16 protein-coding genes are annotated in these 16,788 nt (G+C 61.9%); 5 read left to right on the top strand and 11 right to left on the bottom strand.

The window, feature by feature from the left end; translation table 11 throughout:
* Positions 1-182 precede the first annotated feature (182 nt).
* A complete protein-coding gene (gene htpX / locus ACJ8HN_RS07240) occupies positions 183-1,061 on the top strand; it encodes a protease HtpX (protein ID WP_049234238.1) in 879 nt (292 codons plus the stop codon).
* 51 nt (positions 1,062-1,112) lie between these two features.
* Here htpX and ACJ8HN_RS07235 read toward each other — a convergent pair whose 3' ends face one another.
* The gene (locus tag ACJ8HN_RS07235; RefSeq protein WP_197771895.1) at positions 1,113-2,507 is read right to left on the bottom strand and encodes an MFS transporter; all 1,395 of its coding nucleotides are present in this window, start codon (positions 2,505-2,507) and stop codon (positions 1,113-1,115) included.
* A gap of 231 nt (positions 2,508-2,738) precedes the next feature.
* On the opposite strand from ACJ8HN_RS07235, the gene kdgR reads away from it, so the two are divergent.
* Complete coding sequence (gene kdgR, locus ACJ8HN_RS07230) at positions 2,739-3,530, top strand: DNA-binding transcriptional regulator KdgR (RefSeq protein WP_164134160.1); 792 nt, start codon at positions 2,739-2,741, stop codon at positions 3,528-3,530.
* A gap of 46 nt (positions 3,531-3,576) precedes the next feature.
* Here kdgR and ACJ8HN_RS07225 read toward each other — a convergent pair whose 3' ends face one another.
* The 5 genes from ACJ8HN_RS07225 to phnR form a co-directional block, all read right to left on the bottom strand.
* The gene (locus tag ACJ8HN_RS07225) at positions 3,577-4,380 is read right to left on the bottom strand and encodes an ABC transporter permease (protein WP_442523213.1); all 804 of its coding nucleotides are present in this window, start codon (positions 4,378-4,380) and stop codon (positions 3,577-3,579) included.
* 2 nt (positions 4,381-4,382) lie between these two features.
* A complete protein-coding gene (phnU, locus tag ACJ8HN_RS07220; RefSeq protein ID WP_033653904.1) occupies positions 4,383-5,246 on the bottom strand; it encodes a 2-aminoethylphosphonate ABC transporter permease subunit in 864 nt (287 codons plus the stop codon).
* Between the two features lies 1 nt (position 5,247).
* A complete protein-coding gene (gene phnT / locus ACJ8HN_RS07215; protein ID WP_442523556.1) occupies positions 5,248-6,378 on the bottom strand; it encodes a 2-aminoethylphosphonate ABC transport system ATP-binding subunit PhnT in 1,131 nt (376 codons plus the stop codon).
* 2 nt (positions 6,379-6,380) lie between these two features.
* On the bottom strand, positions 6,381-7,391 hold the full coding sequence (locus tag ACJ8HN_RS07210; protein ID WP_041034835.1) for a 2-aminoethylphosphonate ABC transporter substrate-binding protein: 1,011 nt from the start codon (positions 7,389-7,391) through the stop codon (positions 6,381-6,383).
* Between the two features lie 175 nt (positions 7,392-7,566).
* A complete protein-coding gene (gene phnR, locus ACJ8HN_RS07205; protein WP_033653907.1) occupies positions 7,567-8,286 on the bottom strand; it encodes a phosphonate utilization transcriptional regulator PhnR in 720 nt (239 codons plus the stop codon).
* 155 nt (positions 8,287-8,441) lie between these two features.
* Between phnR and phnW the strand changes: the two genes are divergently transcribed.
* Positions 8,442-9,545, top strand: coding sequence for a 2-aminoethylphosphonate--pyruvate transaminase (phnW, locus tag ACJ8HN_RS07200; protein ID WP_342124171.1), 1,104 nt, complete (start codon positions 8,442-8,444; stop codon positions 9,543-9,545).
* Positions 9,546-9,554: 9 nt separating this feature from the next.
* Positions 9,555-10,364: a phosphonoacetaldehyde hydrolase gene (gene phnX, locus ACJ8HN_RS07195; protein ID WP_442523212.1), complete on the top strand. Its 810-nt coding sequence runs from the start codon at positions 9,555-9,557 to the stop codon at positions 10,362-10,364.
* Positions 10,365-10,427: 63 nt separating this feature from the next.
* Here the strand turns inward: phnX and ACJ8HN_RS07190 are convergent, their stop codons facing one another.
* The 4 genes from ACJ8HN_RS07190 to ACJ8HN_RS07175 form a co-directional block, all read right to left on the bottom strand.
* The gene (locus tag ACJ8HN_RS07190) at positions 10,428-11,819 is read right to left on the bottom strand and encodes an L-cystine transporter (protein ID WP_033638304.1); all 1,392 of its coding nucleotides are present in this window, start codon (positions 11,817-11,819) and stop codon (positions 10,428-10,430) included.
* A gap of 181 nt (positions 11,820-12,000) precedes the next feature.
* Entirely contained in the window at positions 12,001-12,549 is a 549-nt protein-coding gene (locus tag ACJ8HN_RS07185) for a metal-dependent hydrolase (protein WP_308354517.1), read from the bottom strand.
* 422 nt (positions 12,550-12,971) lie between these two features.
* Entirely contained in the window at positions 12,972-13,637 is a 666-nt protein-coding gene (hxpB, locus tag ACJ8HN_RS07180; protein WP_033638306.1) for a hexitol phosphatase HxpB, read from the bottom strand.
* 63 nt (positions 13,638-13,700) lie between these two features.
* On the bottom strand, positions 13,701-14,981 hold the full coding sequence (locus ACJ8HN_RS07175; protein ID WP_033653912.1) for an HdeD family acid-resistance protein: 1,281 nt from the start codon (positions 14,979-14,981) through the stop codon (positions 13,701-13,703).
* A gap of 185 nt (positions 14,982-15,166) precedes the next feature.
* Between ACJ8HN_RS07175 and ACJ8HN_RS07170 the strand changes: the two genes are divergently transcribed.
* Complete coding sequence (locus ACJ8HN_RS07170; RefSeq protein WP_033638308.1) at positions 15,167-15,727, top strand: YniB family protein; 561 nt, start codon at positions 15,167-15,169, stop codon at positions 15,725-15,727.
* A gap of 35 nt (positions 15,728-15,762) precedes the next feature.
* Here the strand turns inward: ACJ8HN_RS07170 and ACJ8HN_RS07165 are convergent, their stop codons facing one another.
* Entirely contained in the window at positions 15,763-16,632 is an 870-nt protein-coding gene (locus ACJ8HN_RS07165; protein WP_033642864.1) for a fructosamine kinase family protein, read from the bottom strand.
* Positions 16,633-16,788: the final 156 nt, after the last annotated feature.

Raw genomic sequence — 16,788 nt, 5'->3', positions numbered from 1 at the left:
CCCTCCGCCTTGCGCAACAATCGTTTACAATTTGCCAAATCCCGGTCGCGCGCCGTTTTTGTAAAGTTTCGTATTTTTAGTAGGTTAATGACGCGCGACTCTTGAAACTGTGACGAATGCCCATACGATCTAGGGTATCTTCGACAGCGTTTTGTTAACATTTATGAGGAAGTAAACATTTTATGATGCGTATAGCTCTGTTCCTGCTCACCAACCTGGCGGTGATGTTGGTTTTCGGGCTGGTGCTCAGCCTGACAGGAATCCAATCCAGTAGCGTTCAGGGCCTGATGATCATGGCCGGTCTGTTCGGCTTCGGCGGCGCTTTCGTGTCGTTGCTGATGTCCAAGTGGATGGCGCTGCGCTCCGTCGGCGGGGAAGTGATTGAACAACCGCGTAACGAAACCGAAAACTGGCTGCTGGAAACGGTGCGCCGTCAGTCGCAGCAGGCGGGCATCGCCATGCCGCAGGTTGCTATCTACCACGCGCCGGACATCAACGCCTTCGCCACCGGCGCGCGCCGCGACGCCTCGCTGGTCGCCGTCAGCACCGGCCTGCTGCAGAGCATGAGCCGCGACGAAGCGGAAGCGGTCATCGCGCACGAAATCAGCCACGTCGCCAACGGCGATATGGTGACCATGACCCTGATTCAGGGCATCGTGAACACCTTCGTCATCTTCATTTCGCGCCTGATCGCGCAGGTTGCCGCCGGCTTCCTGGGCAACCGCGACGGTGAAGGGGAAGGCAACGGCAGCCCGATGATTTACTTCGCGGTGTCGATGGTGCTGGAACTGGTGTTCGGCATCCTGGCAAGCATCATCACCATGTGGTTCTCGCGTCACCGCGAGTTCTACGCCGACGCCGGCTCCGCCAAGCTGGTGGGCCGCGAGAAGATGATCGCCGCCTTGCAGCGCCTGAAAACCAGCTACGAGCCGCAGGAAGCGGGCAGCATGATGGCGTTCTGCATCAACGGCAAATCCAAGTCGTTCAGCGAGCTGTTCATGTCGCACCCACCGCTCGACAAGCGCATCGAAGCGCTGCGTTCCGGCCAGTACCTGAAGTAATCGGCTGAATGAAAGGAAAAACCCCGGCTCGCCGGGGTTTTTTTATGTCCGCTATTTCACCTCGCGGCTTGGCTGCGCCGTTTGCGCCGTCGATTGGGTGATGCGCAGGCTGCTGACCGCCGCCGCCAGAGTGGCGAACACGCCGGCCAGGACCAGCGATGCGTGGGTGCCGGAGGTGGGGAACAGGTTGAACATCAGCGCCACCAGCGCGGCCCCCGAGGTTTGCCCCAGCAGGCGAGCGGTGCCCAGCATGCCGCTGGCGCCGCCGCTGCGGTTACGCGGCGCGGCGGAGATGATGGTGTGATTGTTGGGCGACTGGAACAGGCCGAAACCGGCGCCGCACAGCACCATGCGCCAGATGATGTCCCCATTCGACGGGTCCGCGGGCAGCAGCGCCAGCGAGAACAGCCCGAGCGCGAACACCGCCAGCCCAATGCAGCCCAGCAGGCCGGCGTGCACGCGCTCCACCAGCCGGCCGGCGATCGGCGCCATGACGACGATCGCCAGCGGCCACGGCGTCAGCAGCAGCCCGGTCGCCACCTCGTCGCGGCCCAACGCGCTTTGCAGGAAGAACGGCAGCGATACCATCGCCAGCATCTGCGCGGCGAACGAGCAGATTGAGGTGCCCATCGACAGGGCGAAGATCGGGATGCGCAGCAGGTCGACCGGCAGCAGCGGAAATTCCTGGCGCAGCTGGCGGCGCACGAACACCGCGCCAATCGCCAGCAGCGCGGCGATCTCGCTGAAGATCAGCGTCAGGCTCTGGCCCTGGGCGAAGCCGCTGATGGCGGTGATCAGCAGGCCGAAGGTCAGCGCGTTCAGCACGGCGCTGGTGGGATCGAAACGGCGGTTATCGCTTTTTTGGCCGTTGGCCGGCAGGAACTTCATGCCCAGCAGCAGCGCGACGAGGCCGATCGGCAGGTTGATGGCGAACAGCCACTGCCAGGAAGCGACCGACAGGATCGCCGCCGCCACCGTTGGCCCGGCCGCCGAGGAGCAGGCGACGATCAGCGAATTGATGCCCATGCCGCGGCCGAGAAAACGCTGCGGATAGATGATGCGGATCAGCGCGGTGTTGACGCTCATGATGGCGGCGGCGCCAAAGCCTTGCAGCACGCGGGCGATGGTCAGCGTGAGCAGCGAGTCGGACAGGGCGCAGAACAGCGAGGTGATGCTGAACACCAGCAGCCCGGCCTGATAGATGCGGCGATAACCGATCAGATCGCCGAGCGACGCCAGCGACAGCAGAGAGACGGTGATCGCCAGCTGATAGGCGTTAACCACCCAAATGGAGCTGGCCGGGCTGGCGTTGAGATCGCGCGCGATGGTGGGCAGCGCCACGTTGGCTATCGCGCCGTCGAGCACGGATACGGTAATGCCGAGGGCGATGGCGAGGATCGCCCCATAGCGTTGCGGGGCGGGGAGGCCGTCGGAACAAGGACGCATGTTGGTCTCAGCGGTATTTATTCAGGGGAGTATTATCATGCTAATCATATTCGCCCGTGATTGCATGCCCCTTGTCCGCTGAATTGTAAACGGCGGTGAGCGGGCCGGCGGTTATCCATTTGGCTTCAAGTGCTTAGCGTTCAACTGCGTTGCGCGTCGCGATCTGTTCCGATTATACTGAAACCCTTGTTTAAATTTCCTGAAACAGAACCGTTAAGTAGGGTATTTGCCATGGCTAACGCAGATTCAGACAAGCAACCGGATGCCGTCTCATCCGTAATGAAAGTGTTCGGTATTTTGCAGGCGCTCGGCGATGAACGCGAGATTGGCATTACCGAACTGTCCCAGCGGGTGATGATGTCCAAAAGCACCGTCTACCGTTTTCTGCAGACCATGAAAGCGCTGGGCTACGTTTCGCAGGAAGGCGAGACAGAAAAATATGCGCTGACGCTCAAGCTGTTCGAACTGGGCGCCAAATCGTTGCAGAACGTCGATCTGATCCGCAGCGCCGACGTGCAGATGCGCGAACTGTCGAACCGCACCCGCGAAACCATCCACCTTGGCGCCCTGGACGAGGACGGTATCGTCTATATCCACAAGATCGACGCGATGTACAACCTGCGCATGTATTCGCGCATCGGTCGCCGCAACCCGTTGCACAGCACCGCCATCGGTAAAGTGCTGCTGGCCTGGCGCGATCGGGATGAGGTGGCGCAGATCCTGTCGCAGATTGAATTTACCCGCAGCACCGAGCATACCCTGACCAGCGCCGCCGAACTGCTGCCGGTGCTGGAGCGGGTGCGTGAGCAGGGATACGGCGAAGATGCCGAAGAGCAGGAAGTGGGGATCCGTTGTATCGCGGTGCCGGTATTCGATCGGTTTGGGGTAGCGATCGCCGGGTTGAGTATCTCTTTCCCGACGCTGCGCTTTTCCGATGCGGCGCGGGAGGAGTATGTGGCGCTGTTGCACGTCGCCGCCCGGCGCATCAGTGAACAGCAGGGCTATCACGACTATCCGTTCTGACCCTTCGCTTCCATGAACAAGGCGCTGCCATGGCAGCGCCTTGTGGCTATTTCACGCCCGGCGTCAGCCGCTGCGAAATCCGTTCCAGCACTAACATCAGCAACAGCGTGGCCGCCACCAGGATCATGGTCAGCGTCGCGCCGTTGGCGATGCTGCCGCGATCGGTCAGGCTGAAGATAGTGACCGGCAGCGTCGCCCAGCTCGGCGGGTAGATCATCATGGTCGCGCCCAGCTCTCCCATCGACAGCGACAGGCTGAGGGCGAAGGCGGAGATCATATAGGGGGCGATCATCGGCAGGGTGACGTGGCGCAGGCGGAACAGCGGCGAAGCGCCCAGGCTGGCGGCGACGTTCTCGTAGTCGCCAGGCAGCCGGGCCAGCCCGGCCATCACGTTGCCGAAGGAGAAGGCGGAAATCAGCACGAAGTGCGCGACGGGCACGATCAGGAAGGTGCCGTTCATCTGCAGCGGCCCCTGGCTGAACGCCACCAGCATCCCGAGACCGATCGACACCGAAGGCACCGCGCTGGGAATGAAGAACAGCGTGCTCAGCAGGCGCTGGCCGCGCCCCTGATGGTGGCGCAGCGCCAACGCCGCCCAGGTGCCGCACAGCAGCGCGGACAGGCTGGCGCTGAAACCGATAGCCAGGCTGGCGACCAGCGCGTCCCAGGAGGTGCCGCCAAAGGCCTGGCGGAAGTGGCTGAAGGTGAAACCGCTCGGCAGCACGCCGTTCCACTGTTCGCTCAGGCTGGACATCAGGATCACCGCCAGCGGCAGGCAGAAGAACAGCGCGAACAGCGTGACCGCCAGCGTGCAGGTCAGGGTGCGGCCGGTGCGAGACCAAATCAACATCGTCAGTTCCTCAGCCCGGCGCGCGCCGCGGCGTAGCGGTAAAGGGAGAACAGCCCGAGCGACAGCGCGATATTCACGACGGCGATCGCGCAGGCGACGGCGTAATCCGACTCCAGAATCGCTTTGGAGTAGACCATCATCGGCAGCGTGGTGACGCCCTTGGCGCCAATAAACAGCACGATGCCGAACTCATTGGTGGTCAACAGCAAGCACAGGCTGCCGCCGGCCAGCAAGGCCGGCAGCGCGGCGGGCAAAATCACCTGGCGCACCACGCGCCCCGGCCGGGCGCCGAGGATGCTGGCGGCTTCGAGCTGGCTGCGATCGATCTGCGACAGCGCCGCCATCAGCGGACGCATTACCAGCGGCGTAAACACGGTGATTTCCGCCAGGATCACGCCCCAGATGGAGTAAAGAAAGTCTACCGGCGGCAGGGTAAAACCGAAGGTCGCCATCAGCGTACCGTTCAGCAGGCCGGCGGAGCCGTAGATAAAGGTGAAGGCCAAGGTGATCAGGAAGGTCGGCATGGCGATAAAGGTATCGATCACCCAGGCGATCAGCCGGCTGCCGGGGAACGGCGTGAACACCAGCAGCAGCGACAGCAGGGTGCCGAGCACCAGGCAGCCCAGCGTCGCCAGCAGCGCAATCTGCAGCGTGTTGAGCAGGGCGCTGACAAAGCGTCGGGATTCGAACACCTGCTGCAGCGCGCCGGCGCTGAACAGCCCCTGATCGTCGGTAAACGCCTGTTTGACGATCAGCGCCAGCGGATAGAAAAACAGCGTCGCCAGCACCAGCAGCGGCAGCAGGATCCATAAACGGCGCGGTGAACGCGGCCGCCGGGCCGGGCGAATAAGCGTAGAGTCGGTCATGTCAGTCCTCGATCAGTACCGCGTCGTCAGGGGCGAAATAGAGCGGCACGCGCTCGCCGATCTGCGGCATCCGGCTCTGATGGGTGGTGACCACGCGCAGCGGGTGGCCTTGTGCGTCGAACTGCAGGTGCGTCAACTCCCCCTGCCAGTGAATATCGCGCAGCGTGCCGACGATACAGTTGCTGCGCTGGGCATCGGCATCGAGCGCAATATGCTGCGGCCGAATGCACAGCAGTTTGTCGAAGCCGCGTTGTGCGCCGTAGGTGAAACAGCCGATCACTTTTCCGGCGCAGCTGACGGTGGTCATGCCTTGGCCGGCGGTGGTTTCCAGCGCGGTGGCCGGCAGCAGGTTGGCGCGGCCGAGGAACTCGGCGGCGAAGCGGTTTGTGGGATGACGGTACAGCGCGCGGGTCTCGCCGTGGGCGATCAGGTGTCCGTCGCGCATGATGCCAATCTTGTCCGCCAGCGTCAGCGCTTCGCCCTGATCGTGGGTGACGTACAGGATGGTCAGCTCCGGCAGCTCGCGGTGCAGGCGGGCGATCTCTTCCACCATGCTGTGGCGAATCTGCGCGTCCAGCGCCGACAGCGGTTCATCCAGCAGCAAGACTTTGGGGCGCACCGCGATGGCGCGGGCGATCGCCACGCGCTGCTGTTGGCCGCCGGAGAGCTGGCTGGGATAACGCCTGGCGTAGGCGGACATGCCGACGATGGCCAGCGCCTCCTCGACGCGCTCGGCGGTGAGGCCGCGCGGCTTGCCCTGGGCGCGCAGGCCGAACGCCACATTGTCCTCGACGCGCATATGCGGAAACAGCGCGTAGTTCTGTACCACCATGCCCAGACCGCGCTCATAGGGCGGCACGTCGGTGACATCGACGTCACCGATGGCAATACGCCCGGCGGAAGGCTGCACGAAACCGGCGATCGCCCGCAGCACGGTGGTTTTGCCCGAGCCGGAGGGGCCTATCAGCGCCAGCACTTCGCCGGGGGTGATGGTGAGCGTCAGGGGTTTCAGCACTTCGGTGCCGCGATACGACACGCTGACGCGGTCGAGTTGGATGCCCGACGGCCCGGCGATGTCGAGGCTGTTATCCCGCGCCTCGGCGCGGGAAGAGAGGGTAGAAGGCATTGTCAGCGTCATTCGGTCACCTTGTGCCAGCGTGAGATATCGGCGGACAGGCTGCTTACCACCTGATTCCAGTCCGGCGCCCAGATGTCCACGCCTTCCAGCGCCGCCTGCGACCGCTTGAAGTTATCGTCGGTCGGGATGACGTCCTTACGCACCGGCATGCCGTAGGACATGGCGCTAACGCTGCTCTGCGCTTCTTTGCTCAGCAGGAAGTCGATCAGCTTTTTGCCGTTGGCGCTTTGCGGCGCGCCTTGCACCAGGCCGACATAGTAAGGCAGCGCCAGCGTGCTGCGCTTGCCGTCCGGCCCGGCCGGCCAGAACACCTGCACGTTCGGGTTGCTGCGCATCTGCGCCAGGTTCATCTGCAGATCGCCGTTGGCCACCAACAGCTCACCTTTATTGACCAGCGCGGTCAGCTTGCCGGTGGAAGCGGAAGGGCCGACGTTGTTGCTTTGCAGCTTGCCGAGGTAGTCGAAACCGGCGTCTTTGCTACCGAAGCTGTGAAACGCCTGCAGCAATACTGCGGTGCCGTCACCGGCCTGGCCCGGCGTGGAGTACTGCAGCTTGTTGCGGAACTGCGCATCCAGCAGCTGTTGATAGCTGGCGGGCGCCTGCGGCAACAGTTTGGCGTTATAGATGAAGCTCAGGTAGTTGTTTACCAGCGGCACGAACTGCGGCTGAGCGTCGGCGATCTGCGCCGCATCCTGCGGGGTGAAATCCTGCAGCAGTTTTTCCGCGGCGGCGCGCTGGATGAACGGCGGCGGCGTCACCAGCACGTCGGCCTGCGGGTTGCTGCGCTCTTTCGACAGCCGCTCTACGATGGCGCCGGAACCGCCTTCGACGTACTGCACCTTGATGCCGGTTGCCTGAGTGAAGGCGTCGAACTGGGTTTGATACCAGCTGTGATCGCCGGCGTGCAGACCATCGGCGGAGTAGACGGTCACCACCGCGTCGGCGGCCCAGGCCGGCGCGGAGCCGAGTGCGATGGCGGTCATCACGACCAGACGAGAAAGTTTCATAGCTTCAGCCTCACTGTTGCGGATTTATGCGTAACTGGTATACACCAGATATGCGGCCACGCTAATCGGCGAATATGACAAACAAATGAAAGCGGCAAAATATATTTGCCGGCAACGGGGAATTGGGCGTGGGGGAGAAAGGCGGGGCGGCGGGCGCAGCCCCTGTCATGCGGGGTTAAAGCGTATCGACTTCGATGCGCAGGCTGTCGTGGCGCCAGTACTCGATATCGAAATCAAGAATGCGGCCGTGCTGGTCGTAATTCAACCGGCGCAGCAATAAGGCGGGCAGGCCGACCATGGCGCCGAGCGCGTTGGCGGCGCGGTAAGGCAGGGCCGTCGGGTAGAACGACAGGTGCATGTTGCTGTAAATCAACGCGTAATGCTGTTGATAGACTTCGGTCAGGCTGCCGTTGAGATCGTGGCTGAGCAGTTCCGGCACCCGCTGCGGCAGGCAGTGGTTTTCGCAATAACAGATGGCGCGGCCGTCGGCGTAGCGCACGCGGCGCAGCAGATACACCTGGTCGAAGGGTTCGAGCGCCAGCGGCTGCATCACGTCGAGCGGCACCGTGGTTTTTTCGCCGGACAGCAGCGCGGTGCGCGGCGCGCGCCCCTGCTCCTGGCACAGGCGGTGGAAGTTGGTGTTCTGCGTCGGATCCAGCCACAGCCGTTCCGGCGTGACGAACCAGCCGCGGCGATCGGCGCGATAGATGGCGCCGGTGGCCTCCAGCTGCGCCAGGCTCTCGCGAATGGTAACGCGGGTGGTGGAGAAGATGGCGCACAGCTCGCGCTCCGAAGGCAGCTTGTCGCCCGCCTGCAGCGCGCCGCGGGTGATGCGCGCCTGAAGCTGATCCTTGATCTGCAGGTAGTGGGGCATTTCGCCCTGATGTTCTTTCATTTCATCTCGCTATGGCATCGGCCCGTCATTCCGGCACGCGCTTATTATACATAGCCAGATGAATTTTTTGTTTCACCGCGCTTTGTCGTTTGACCAGGGAAGGAATTTGCCGCCACAATGCCTGCAATCTGGTGTAGACCAAATAGGTGAATGACATGTCCGATCGAAACTACCTGCTGTTAACCCCCGGCCCGTTGACCACGTCGAAAACGGTAAAAGAGGCGATGCTGTTTGACAGCTGCACCTGGGATGAAGATTACAACCTGGGCGTGGTGCAAAGCATCCGGCAGCAGTTGGTGGCGCTGGCGACGCCGTCCGCCGGTTACACCTCGGTGTTGCTGCAGGGCAGCGGCAGCTTTGCGGTGGAGGGCGTGCTGGGCACGGCCATCGGCCCGCAGGACAAGCTGCTGATCGTCAACAACGGCGCCTATGGGGCGCGGATGATCGAAATGGCGCGGCTGATGGATATCGACCACCACGCTTTCGACTGCGGCGAGGTCAATGAGCCGGACGTGACGGCGATGGAGGCGGTGCTGAAAAGCGATGCGCGCATCAGCCATATCGCCATGGTGCACTGCGAAACCACCACCGGCATGCTCAACCCGTTGCAGAAGGTCGCCGGCCTGGCGGCGCGCAACGGCAAGACCTTTATCGTCGACGCCATGAGCAGCTTCGGCGGCATCCCGCTGGATGTGGACGGGCTGGGCATCGATTTTCTGATCAGCTCCGCCAACAAATGCATTCAGGGCGTGCCGGGCTTCGCTTTCGTCATCGCCCGCCGCAGCGAACTGGAGAAATGCGCCGGCCGCTCGCGCTCGCTGTCGCTGGATCTGTATGCCCAGTGGCGCTGTATGGAAGACCAGGCCGGCAAATGGCGCTTTACGTCGCCGACCCACACCGTGCTGGCCTTCGCGCAGGCGCTGAAAGAGCTGGAACAAGAGGGCGGCATTGCCGCGCGCCACCGCCGCTATCAAACCAATCAGCGGCGGCTGGTGGCGGGCATGCGCGAGCTGGGCTTTGAGACTCTGCTCGATGATGCGTTGCATTCGCCGATCATCACCGCATTCTATTCGCCAAAGGCCGACACTTACCGCTTCGCCGAATTTTATCAGCGCCTGAAACAGCAAGGGTTTGTGATCTATCCCGGCAAAGTGTCGCAGAGCGACTGCTTCCGCATCGGCAACATCGGGGAAATTTATCCGCAAGATATCGAACGTTTGCTGGCGGCCGTCGGGCAGGCGATGTACTGGAATCAATAAGGATTGACCATGAAACAGATCAACGCAGTGATCCTCGACTGGGCCGGCACCACGGTGGACTTTGGCTCCTTTGCGCCAACGCAGATTTTCGTCGAGGCGTTCAAAAAAACCTTCGATATCGACATCAGCCTGGCGGAGGCGCGCATTCCGATGGGGCTGGGCAAATGGCAGCACATCGAGGCGCTGGGCAAGCTGCCGGCGGTCGACGCGCGCTGGCGGCAGAAGCTGGGCCGCTCGATGAGCCACCAGGACATCGACGCGCTGTATCAGGCGTTTATGCCGCTGCAAATCGCCAAAGTGATCGACTTCGCCGATCCCATCGAGGGTGTGCCACAGGTGATTGCCGGGCTGCGCGAACAGGGCATTAAAATCGGCTCCTGCTCCGGTTATCCGCGTGCGGTGATGGAGGTGCTGGTGCCTGCCGCCGCGCAGCGCGGCTACACGCCGGATTACTGGGTCGCCACTGACGATCTCGCGGCCGGTGGCCGGCCGGGGCCGTGGATGGCGCTGCAGAACGCCATCGCGCTGGGCATCGATGCGGTGGCGCACTGCGTGAAGGTGGACGACGCGGTGCCGGGCATTCATGAAGGGCTGAACGCCGGGATGTGGAGCGTCGGATTGGCGCTGTCCGGCAACGAGTTTGGCGCGACCTGGCAGGAGTACCGCCAAATGGCGGCGGCAGAGATCGAGCTGCGCCGTACGGCGGCCGCCGATAAGCTGTATGCGGCGGGCGCACATTATGTGATAGACACGCTGGCGCAATTGCCGGGCGTTATCGCCGACATCAACCGGCGGCTGGCGGACGGCGAGCGGCCGTAACGACCGGGCGCGGGGCATAAAAAAACCGGGGAGAATCCCCGGTTTTTTCGTTTTGAGACGGCGTTAACGGTGAGCCAATTCGACTTCGTCTTCGCTGTCCATCACGGTTTTGTCGGTTTGCTTCATCAGCTGGCTGGTGATGGTGCCCGCCGCCATGGAGCCGTTGACGTTCAGCGCGGTACGGCCCATGTCGATCAACGGTTCGACCGAGATCAGCAGCGCGACCAGCGTTACCGGCAGGCCCATCGCCGGCAGCACGATCAGCGCGGCGAAGGTGGCGCCGCCACCCACGCCCGCCACACCGGCGGAGCTGATGGTGACGATGCCGACCAGGGTGGCGATCCACACCGGATCCAGCGGGTTGATGCCGACGGTCGGCGCAACCATCACCGCCAGCATTGCCGGGTAGAGGCCTGCACAGCCGTTCTGGCCGATGGTGGCGCCGAACGACGCCGAGAAGCTGGCGATGGATTCCGGCACGCCCAGGCGACGGGTCTGCGCTTCCACGTTCAATGGAATGCTGGCGGCGCTGGAGCGGCTGGTGAAGGCGAAGGTGATCACCGGCCACACCTTGCGGAAGAATTTCAGCGGATTAACGCCGGTGAAGGCCAGCAGGGCGGCGTGAACCACGAACATGATGGCCAGGCCGATGTACGAGGCCACCACGAAGCTGCCGAGCTTGACGATGTCGTGAATGTTGGAACCGGCAACCACTTTGGTCATCAGCGCCAGCACGCCGTACGGCGTCAGTTTCATGACCAGACGCACCAGCTTCATCACCCAGGCTTGCAGGGTGTCGATAGCCACCAGCACGCGCTCGCCTTTCGGCTTGTCGTCTTTCAGCAGCTGCAGCGACGCCACGCCGAGGAAGGTGGCGAAAATCACCACGCTGATGATCGACGTCGGGCTGGCGCCGGTCAGATCGGCGAACGGGTTTTTCGGGATGAACGACAGCACCATCTGCGGCACGGTCAGATCGGCCAGTTTACCTACGTAGTTGGTCTGGATTGCCGTCAGGCGCGCGCTTTCCTGCGCGCCCTGCACCAGGCCTTCGGCGGTCAGGCCGAACAGGTTGGTGACCAGTACGCCCACCAGCGCCGAGATCAGCGTGGTGAATAGCAGCGTGCCGATAGTCAGGACGCTGATTTTGCCCAGAGAAGAGGCGTTATGCAGTTTGGCCACCGCGCTCAGGATCGAGGCGAACACCAGCGGCATGACGATCATTTGCAGCAGTTGCACATAGCCGTTGCCGACGATGTTGAACCAGCTGATGGATTCTTTCAGTACCGGGTTGTCGGAGCCGTACACCAGCTGCAGGCCCAGACCGAACACCACGCCGACCACCAGGCCGACCAGCACTTTTTTCGCCAGGCTCCATTGCTTGTGGCGGGTTTGCGCCAGCAGCAACAGGAGCGCGACAAACACCAGCACGTTAATCACGAGCGGAAAATTCATCCCCAATGTCTCCAATCATCTTTCTTATAAAAACGACTACGCATCACGTATGTCGCGATGTAAATATCGTAACAGTTTGCCGGGTGGCCTACTTATATCCAAATGGAATTTGATATAGCTTTTTGTGTGTTTTTGTTCGTTTTATATACATGAAGGTGATTGGTTGAGCGGATTTTTGTGATCAGGGTCTAATATTTATGATTTGCTCGACATAGGATTGCACCGGCAGGGTGAAATCACCTTGCCAGCAGATGGCAAACGCCACTAGGCATAGACACAACACACGCTCCAGCTGGTTGCCCTTTTGCGAGTTGAGCAGCGGCAGGCGAAAACGCCAGCGGCACGGCCACAGCAGCGGAACGCCGGCGGGGGTGAGCATATCGGCCAGCAGATGGCTGAAGTAACCGATGATCATGGCGTGCAGCGCGTCGGCCGGGATCGGCCAGCTGCGCGGCACGTCCAGCTGGAACAGCGCCATGCCGCCGGCGATCGCCAGCAGGCTGTGGGTGAAACCGCGGTGGCCGAATGCGCGGGCGATGGGAATGGCGAGCCAGCGCAGACGCTGGCCCAGCACCGACTTGGGGTGATCGATGTCCGGCAGCAGCGAGGTCAGCAGCGCGGCGGGTATGATGTGCCACCAGTCGCCGGTAGCCAGCTCTGGCGTCACTTCCGCCTTCTTGGCGAAGATCGCGCAAGCGACAGAGAATATAAGGTGTCCTTCCGCGGTCATGCTGTTGCGATTCCGGCTGGTAAACTGTTAATTTATCCAGTATATGGGAAAATTCCCAGTAGTGGAAGCAGTTACCCTGTAACCAATTGTTTATTTTCCCCTGTTTTACAACGGGTTGTTACGGCAATGCGTAACAAATCATCGATTTTGACCGGTGAGAATTAACGGCGGGCGATGGGCGGTGGGGAACGGAAAGAAACGAGGGCGGTTGTTTGGCGTGCGGCGGGAGGAAGCGGCGGCCTTGAACAGCGCTGCGTGGCAGTGACAACGCTCCGCGGGCCGTCGCTTTCCCTGCCGCCCAGCATAATAATAACAACATGCCAATTCAATAATAATGAAACACTGTTTCGTTTGTTTTGCGGCGCGGATCCCCTTTATGCGCAGAGCGGCAAAGCCAGGGCGCCGGTGGCCGGCGCCGCAGGTCAGGCAAAGTGGGCGGGGGTGAGCTGTTCCAGGGTCTCCAGCTGGTGGTCCGCCAGCGCCCAGCGCGGATCGTGGCGGTATTCGGCGGCGGGGATGACGATGGAACGCATGCGCGCGGCCTTGGTGGCGATCATGCCGTTAAAGGAGTCTTCCAGCGTGATGCAGCGCAGCGGATCGCTGCCCAGGCGCTCGGCGGCGATCAGGTAGACCTCCGGATGCGGTTTGCTGTACGGCAGGTATTCGGCGGAAACCAGCTGATCGAAGTAGCCCTCAAGATCGAACATCTTCAGCACCTGCCGTTGCATGTGCAGCGGCGAGGCGGAGGCGAGGCCGATGTTCAGCCCCTGCTCGCGGCACAGCTCCAGCGCCTGCCGGACGCCCGGCAGCAGCGGGCGCGTCTCGTGCACCAGCTCGATGGCGCGTTCGATAATCCGCGCCGACACCTCATCGAGCGATACGCCTTGCCACGGCATCGCCTGGTACCACATCTTCACCACCAGATCGATGCGCAGCCCCAGGGTGTCCGGCAGCTTGTGGCGATCGGACAGATCCAGACCCAGCGCGCCGAAGATATCCAGCTCGGCCTGCAGCCACAGCGGTTCCGAGTCGATCAACAAGCCGTCCATATCAAAAATTGCGGTTTCAATGCGTTGCGAATAAGCCATTAACGGTTAACTCCTGCCGGCGCGGGTGAATGTGCCGACACTCTATCATCGCCGGCGGCGAGACTAAAATCTTTGCCTGCGCGTTTGGCTTTTGCCAAAGCGAAGGATATTCCACACCTCGCGTAATTTTAACCACCAGCGTTGGTGTTGGCGCTCGGTGACCTGTTGCAACATGCGGGCATAGTCCAGCACCAGTCCCGGCGTCCAGGTCATGCTTTCGCCACGGCTGCGCAGCACCGCCAGCATCCACAGATTGGGATCCAGCACCAATAACAGAAAACGGCGCCACAGATGTTTATCGCCCAGCACGCCCTCCAGCGCGCTGTCGAGTGCGCCGATGACCGTGGTGGAGCAGTTGCGCCGAGTCAGGTTGTAAGTCGCGTCCTGCCGATACCGCCGCCAGAATGCGCGCAGCGCCGCCGGGTTATAGCGATAGAACTGAATTTTCTTGTCCGGCGGGCACCAGGCGGCGATCTCGCCCGGCAGGTCGGGCAGGAAACGCCCGTCGACGTTGTTCTGTTCGCCGGCATGCAGCAACTGGCGGAAATCCTGAACGGAATGGCTGATGTCGTTGAGCGGGTAGTGACTGATATACACATCCGGCGCGAGCGCCAGGGCGGCATGACCGGTGGAGATATTGCCGCCGCCGTCGACCGCCGCGATGTATCGGTCGACGATGTAACGCCGGCGTGGATCTTTAGCCGCACCAATCGGTGTCCAGACATACACCGTGAGCGGCGTAGCCTCGTCCGCCGGGGGCGGTGGCTGCCGCGCGGGGTGCTGATTCAGAGAGAAGCTTGCCAGCCTCCGGGCGATACGCAATAAAGCCCAGCCGGAAAGCACCATCATCACGCCGAGGCAAAAGGGCACCGTCATCCGGTGCGGCGCCGGCCAGCCGACAAAAATCATCAACGAAAGCAGGATCTCGCCGCCGCCCGCTAGCGCCACGGTTTTCCATCGACTGTGTTGAATCACCGTGGAGGAGGCGATGCGCACGGCGCCGTCAAGCAGCAGCGCGCTGCCAAACACCACGGTGGCGACGATGTTATCGTCTGCGGGCACGTCCAACATTAAAAAGGCCATAAACACGAAGCCCAGCCCCTTCAGCAGCACCGGTCTGCTGGCGGAAGAGCCAATCACCAGCGCGGCGGATATCGCCACCAGCCCCTCCAGCGCCAGGATGACCGCCAGCGCATCCAGCGCCAGCACGGATCGGCCATCCTGCAGTATGTCGAACAGCACCAGCGCCCCTGCGGCTATCCACAGCCAACCGAACAGCACCAGCAGGCGGCGCTGGCCGTGCAGCGCCTGCGCGCCCAGCAATAAGATAATCAGTCGAATCATGGCGGCCTCTGCCCGAATGGATAACTTTATCTCTTCAATGATAGTGCCCGGACGGCGTTAAGCAGTTGATTTCGGCGAATTCGGCTAAGCTTGTAGCACAGCGGGAATGAAGAAAACGGTGGGCGAGCTTTGCCAACTGCAGGTAGACTTAGCCGATTCGGTTACGTCGCTAACAAGGGGAACACATGACGTATCAACAGGCCGGGCGTATCGCCATTTTGAAACGCATTCTCGGATGGGTGGTTTTTATCCCGGCGTTGCTGTCTACGCTGATTTCCGTGCTGGGCTTTGTCTATCAGCACAGTGAAAAAACTAAGGGCATCAACGCGGTGATGCTGGATTTTGTCCACGTGATGGTGGACATGGTGCGTTTCAATACGCCGTTCCTGAACCTTTTCTGGTACAACTCCCCGGTGCCTGACGTGGATAAAAGCCTGTTCAGCGGCGCCAATCTGATGTTCATCATCATCTACATACTGATCTTCGTCGGGCTGGCGCTGCAGGCTTCCGGCGCGCGCATGTCGCGCCAGGTCAAGTTCATCCGCGAAGGGTTGGAAGACCAGATGATCCTGGAGCAGGCCAAGGGCAGCGAAGGGCACACGCGCCAGCAGCTGGAGGAGCGCATTACGCTGCCGCACCACACCATCTTCCTGCAATACTTCCCGCTGTACATCCTGCCGATCGTGATTGCGGTGATCGCCTGGTTCGTGATCCGCCTGTTGGGGCAGTTGGCCGGCGCGGCCTGAGGCATGAACGGGGCGCCGAGCGGCGCCCCGGAACGTTACGACGCCTCGGGCTGCAACAGCGCCTCCACCGCGCGTTGCGCAGCCACCAGATGCTGGCCGCCGAACAGGTTGCTGCGGTTGAGCAGGTAGTACAGCTGATACAGCGGCTGGCGCTCGATAAACCCGGCACCCAGCGGCCACACGCTCTGATAGCCGTCGTAGATCTGCGGCGGCAGCTCCGGATACAGCGGCAGCATCGCCAAATCGCACTCTCGGTCGCCCCAGTAGCTGGCCGGGTCGAACAGAATCGGCCCGTTGGCGGTCATCGCGCAGTTGCCCGGCCACAGGTTGCCGTGCAGCAGGGAAGGCTGCGGCTGGTGGTGCTGCAAGCGCAGATACACCCGATCGACGATGTCGTCGATATCGCCGAAGGTCATGCCTTTCTCCGCCGCCAGCTGTAGCTGCCAGCCGATGCGCTGCTCGGCGAAGAATTCCGACCAGCGGCGCTGCCAGGCGTTGGGTTGCGGGGTGGTGGTCAGATCGCTGTCGAAGTCGAGACCGAACTGCGGTTGCTCGCTCCACTGGTGCAGATGCGCCAGCTGCTGGCCCAGGCAATAGGCGCCGTGGGCGTCGAGGGGTTTCAACTGCTGATACTCCAGCAGCAGGAAGCTGTAGTCGCGATCGCTGCCGACGCCGTACACTTCCGGCACCCGCACGCTTTTGCTGCGTGCCAGCAACGCCAGCTGATCGGCCTCGGCGGTGAATATCGGCAGTTGTTCCCGGGCGTCGCATTTCACGAACACCTCGTTGTCACCGTAACTCACGCGCCACGCCGGGTGAATGTCGCCCCCGGGCAGTTCAATCCTTTCGCGTATCTCTGCGCTGCCAAGATGTTCACTTAACAGACGGCTAACGGCTTGCCACATGGTATCTCCCCCTCTGTGCTGCCTGATAATTCATTAGGTTAGCGTCTTTCCCGTGGTGAAAACACGACGCGGCGCACAGCCGGCGTCAAAGGTGGCGATTTTTTCAGCGTCTCGCCAGCTCAAAGTATATACCCTATTGATTAATTTAAGCGCAAT

It is taken from the genome of Serratia sp. CY29653, from assembly GCF_052169255.1.
GTDB lineage: Bacteria > Pseudomonadota > Gammaproteobacteria > Enterobacterales > Enterobacteriaceae > Serratia > Serratia sarumanii.
The sequence above is the reverse complement of the archived record's forward strand: the minus strand, read 5'-3'. Positions and strand labels throughout refer to the sequence as shown.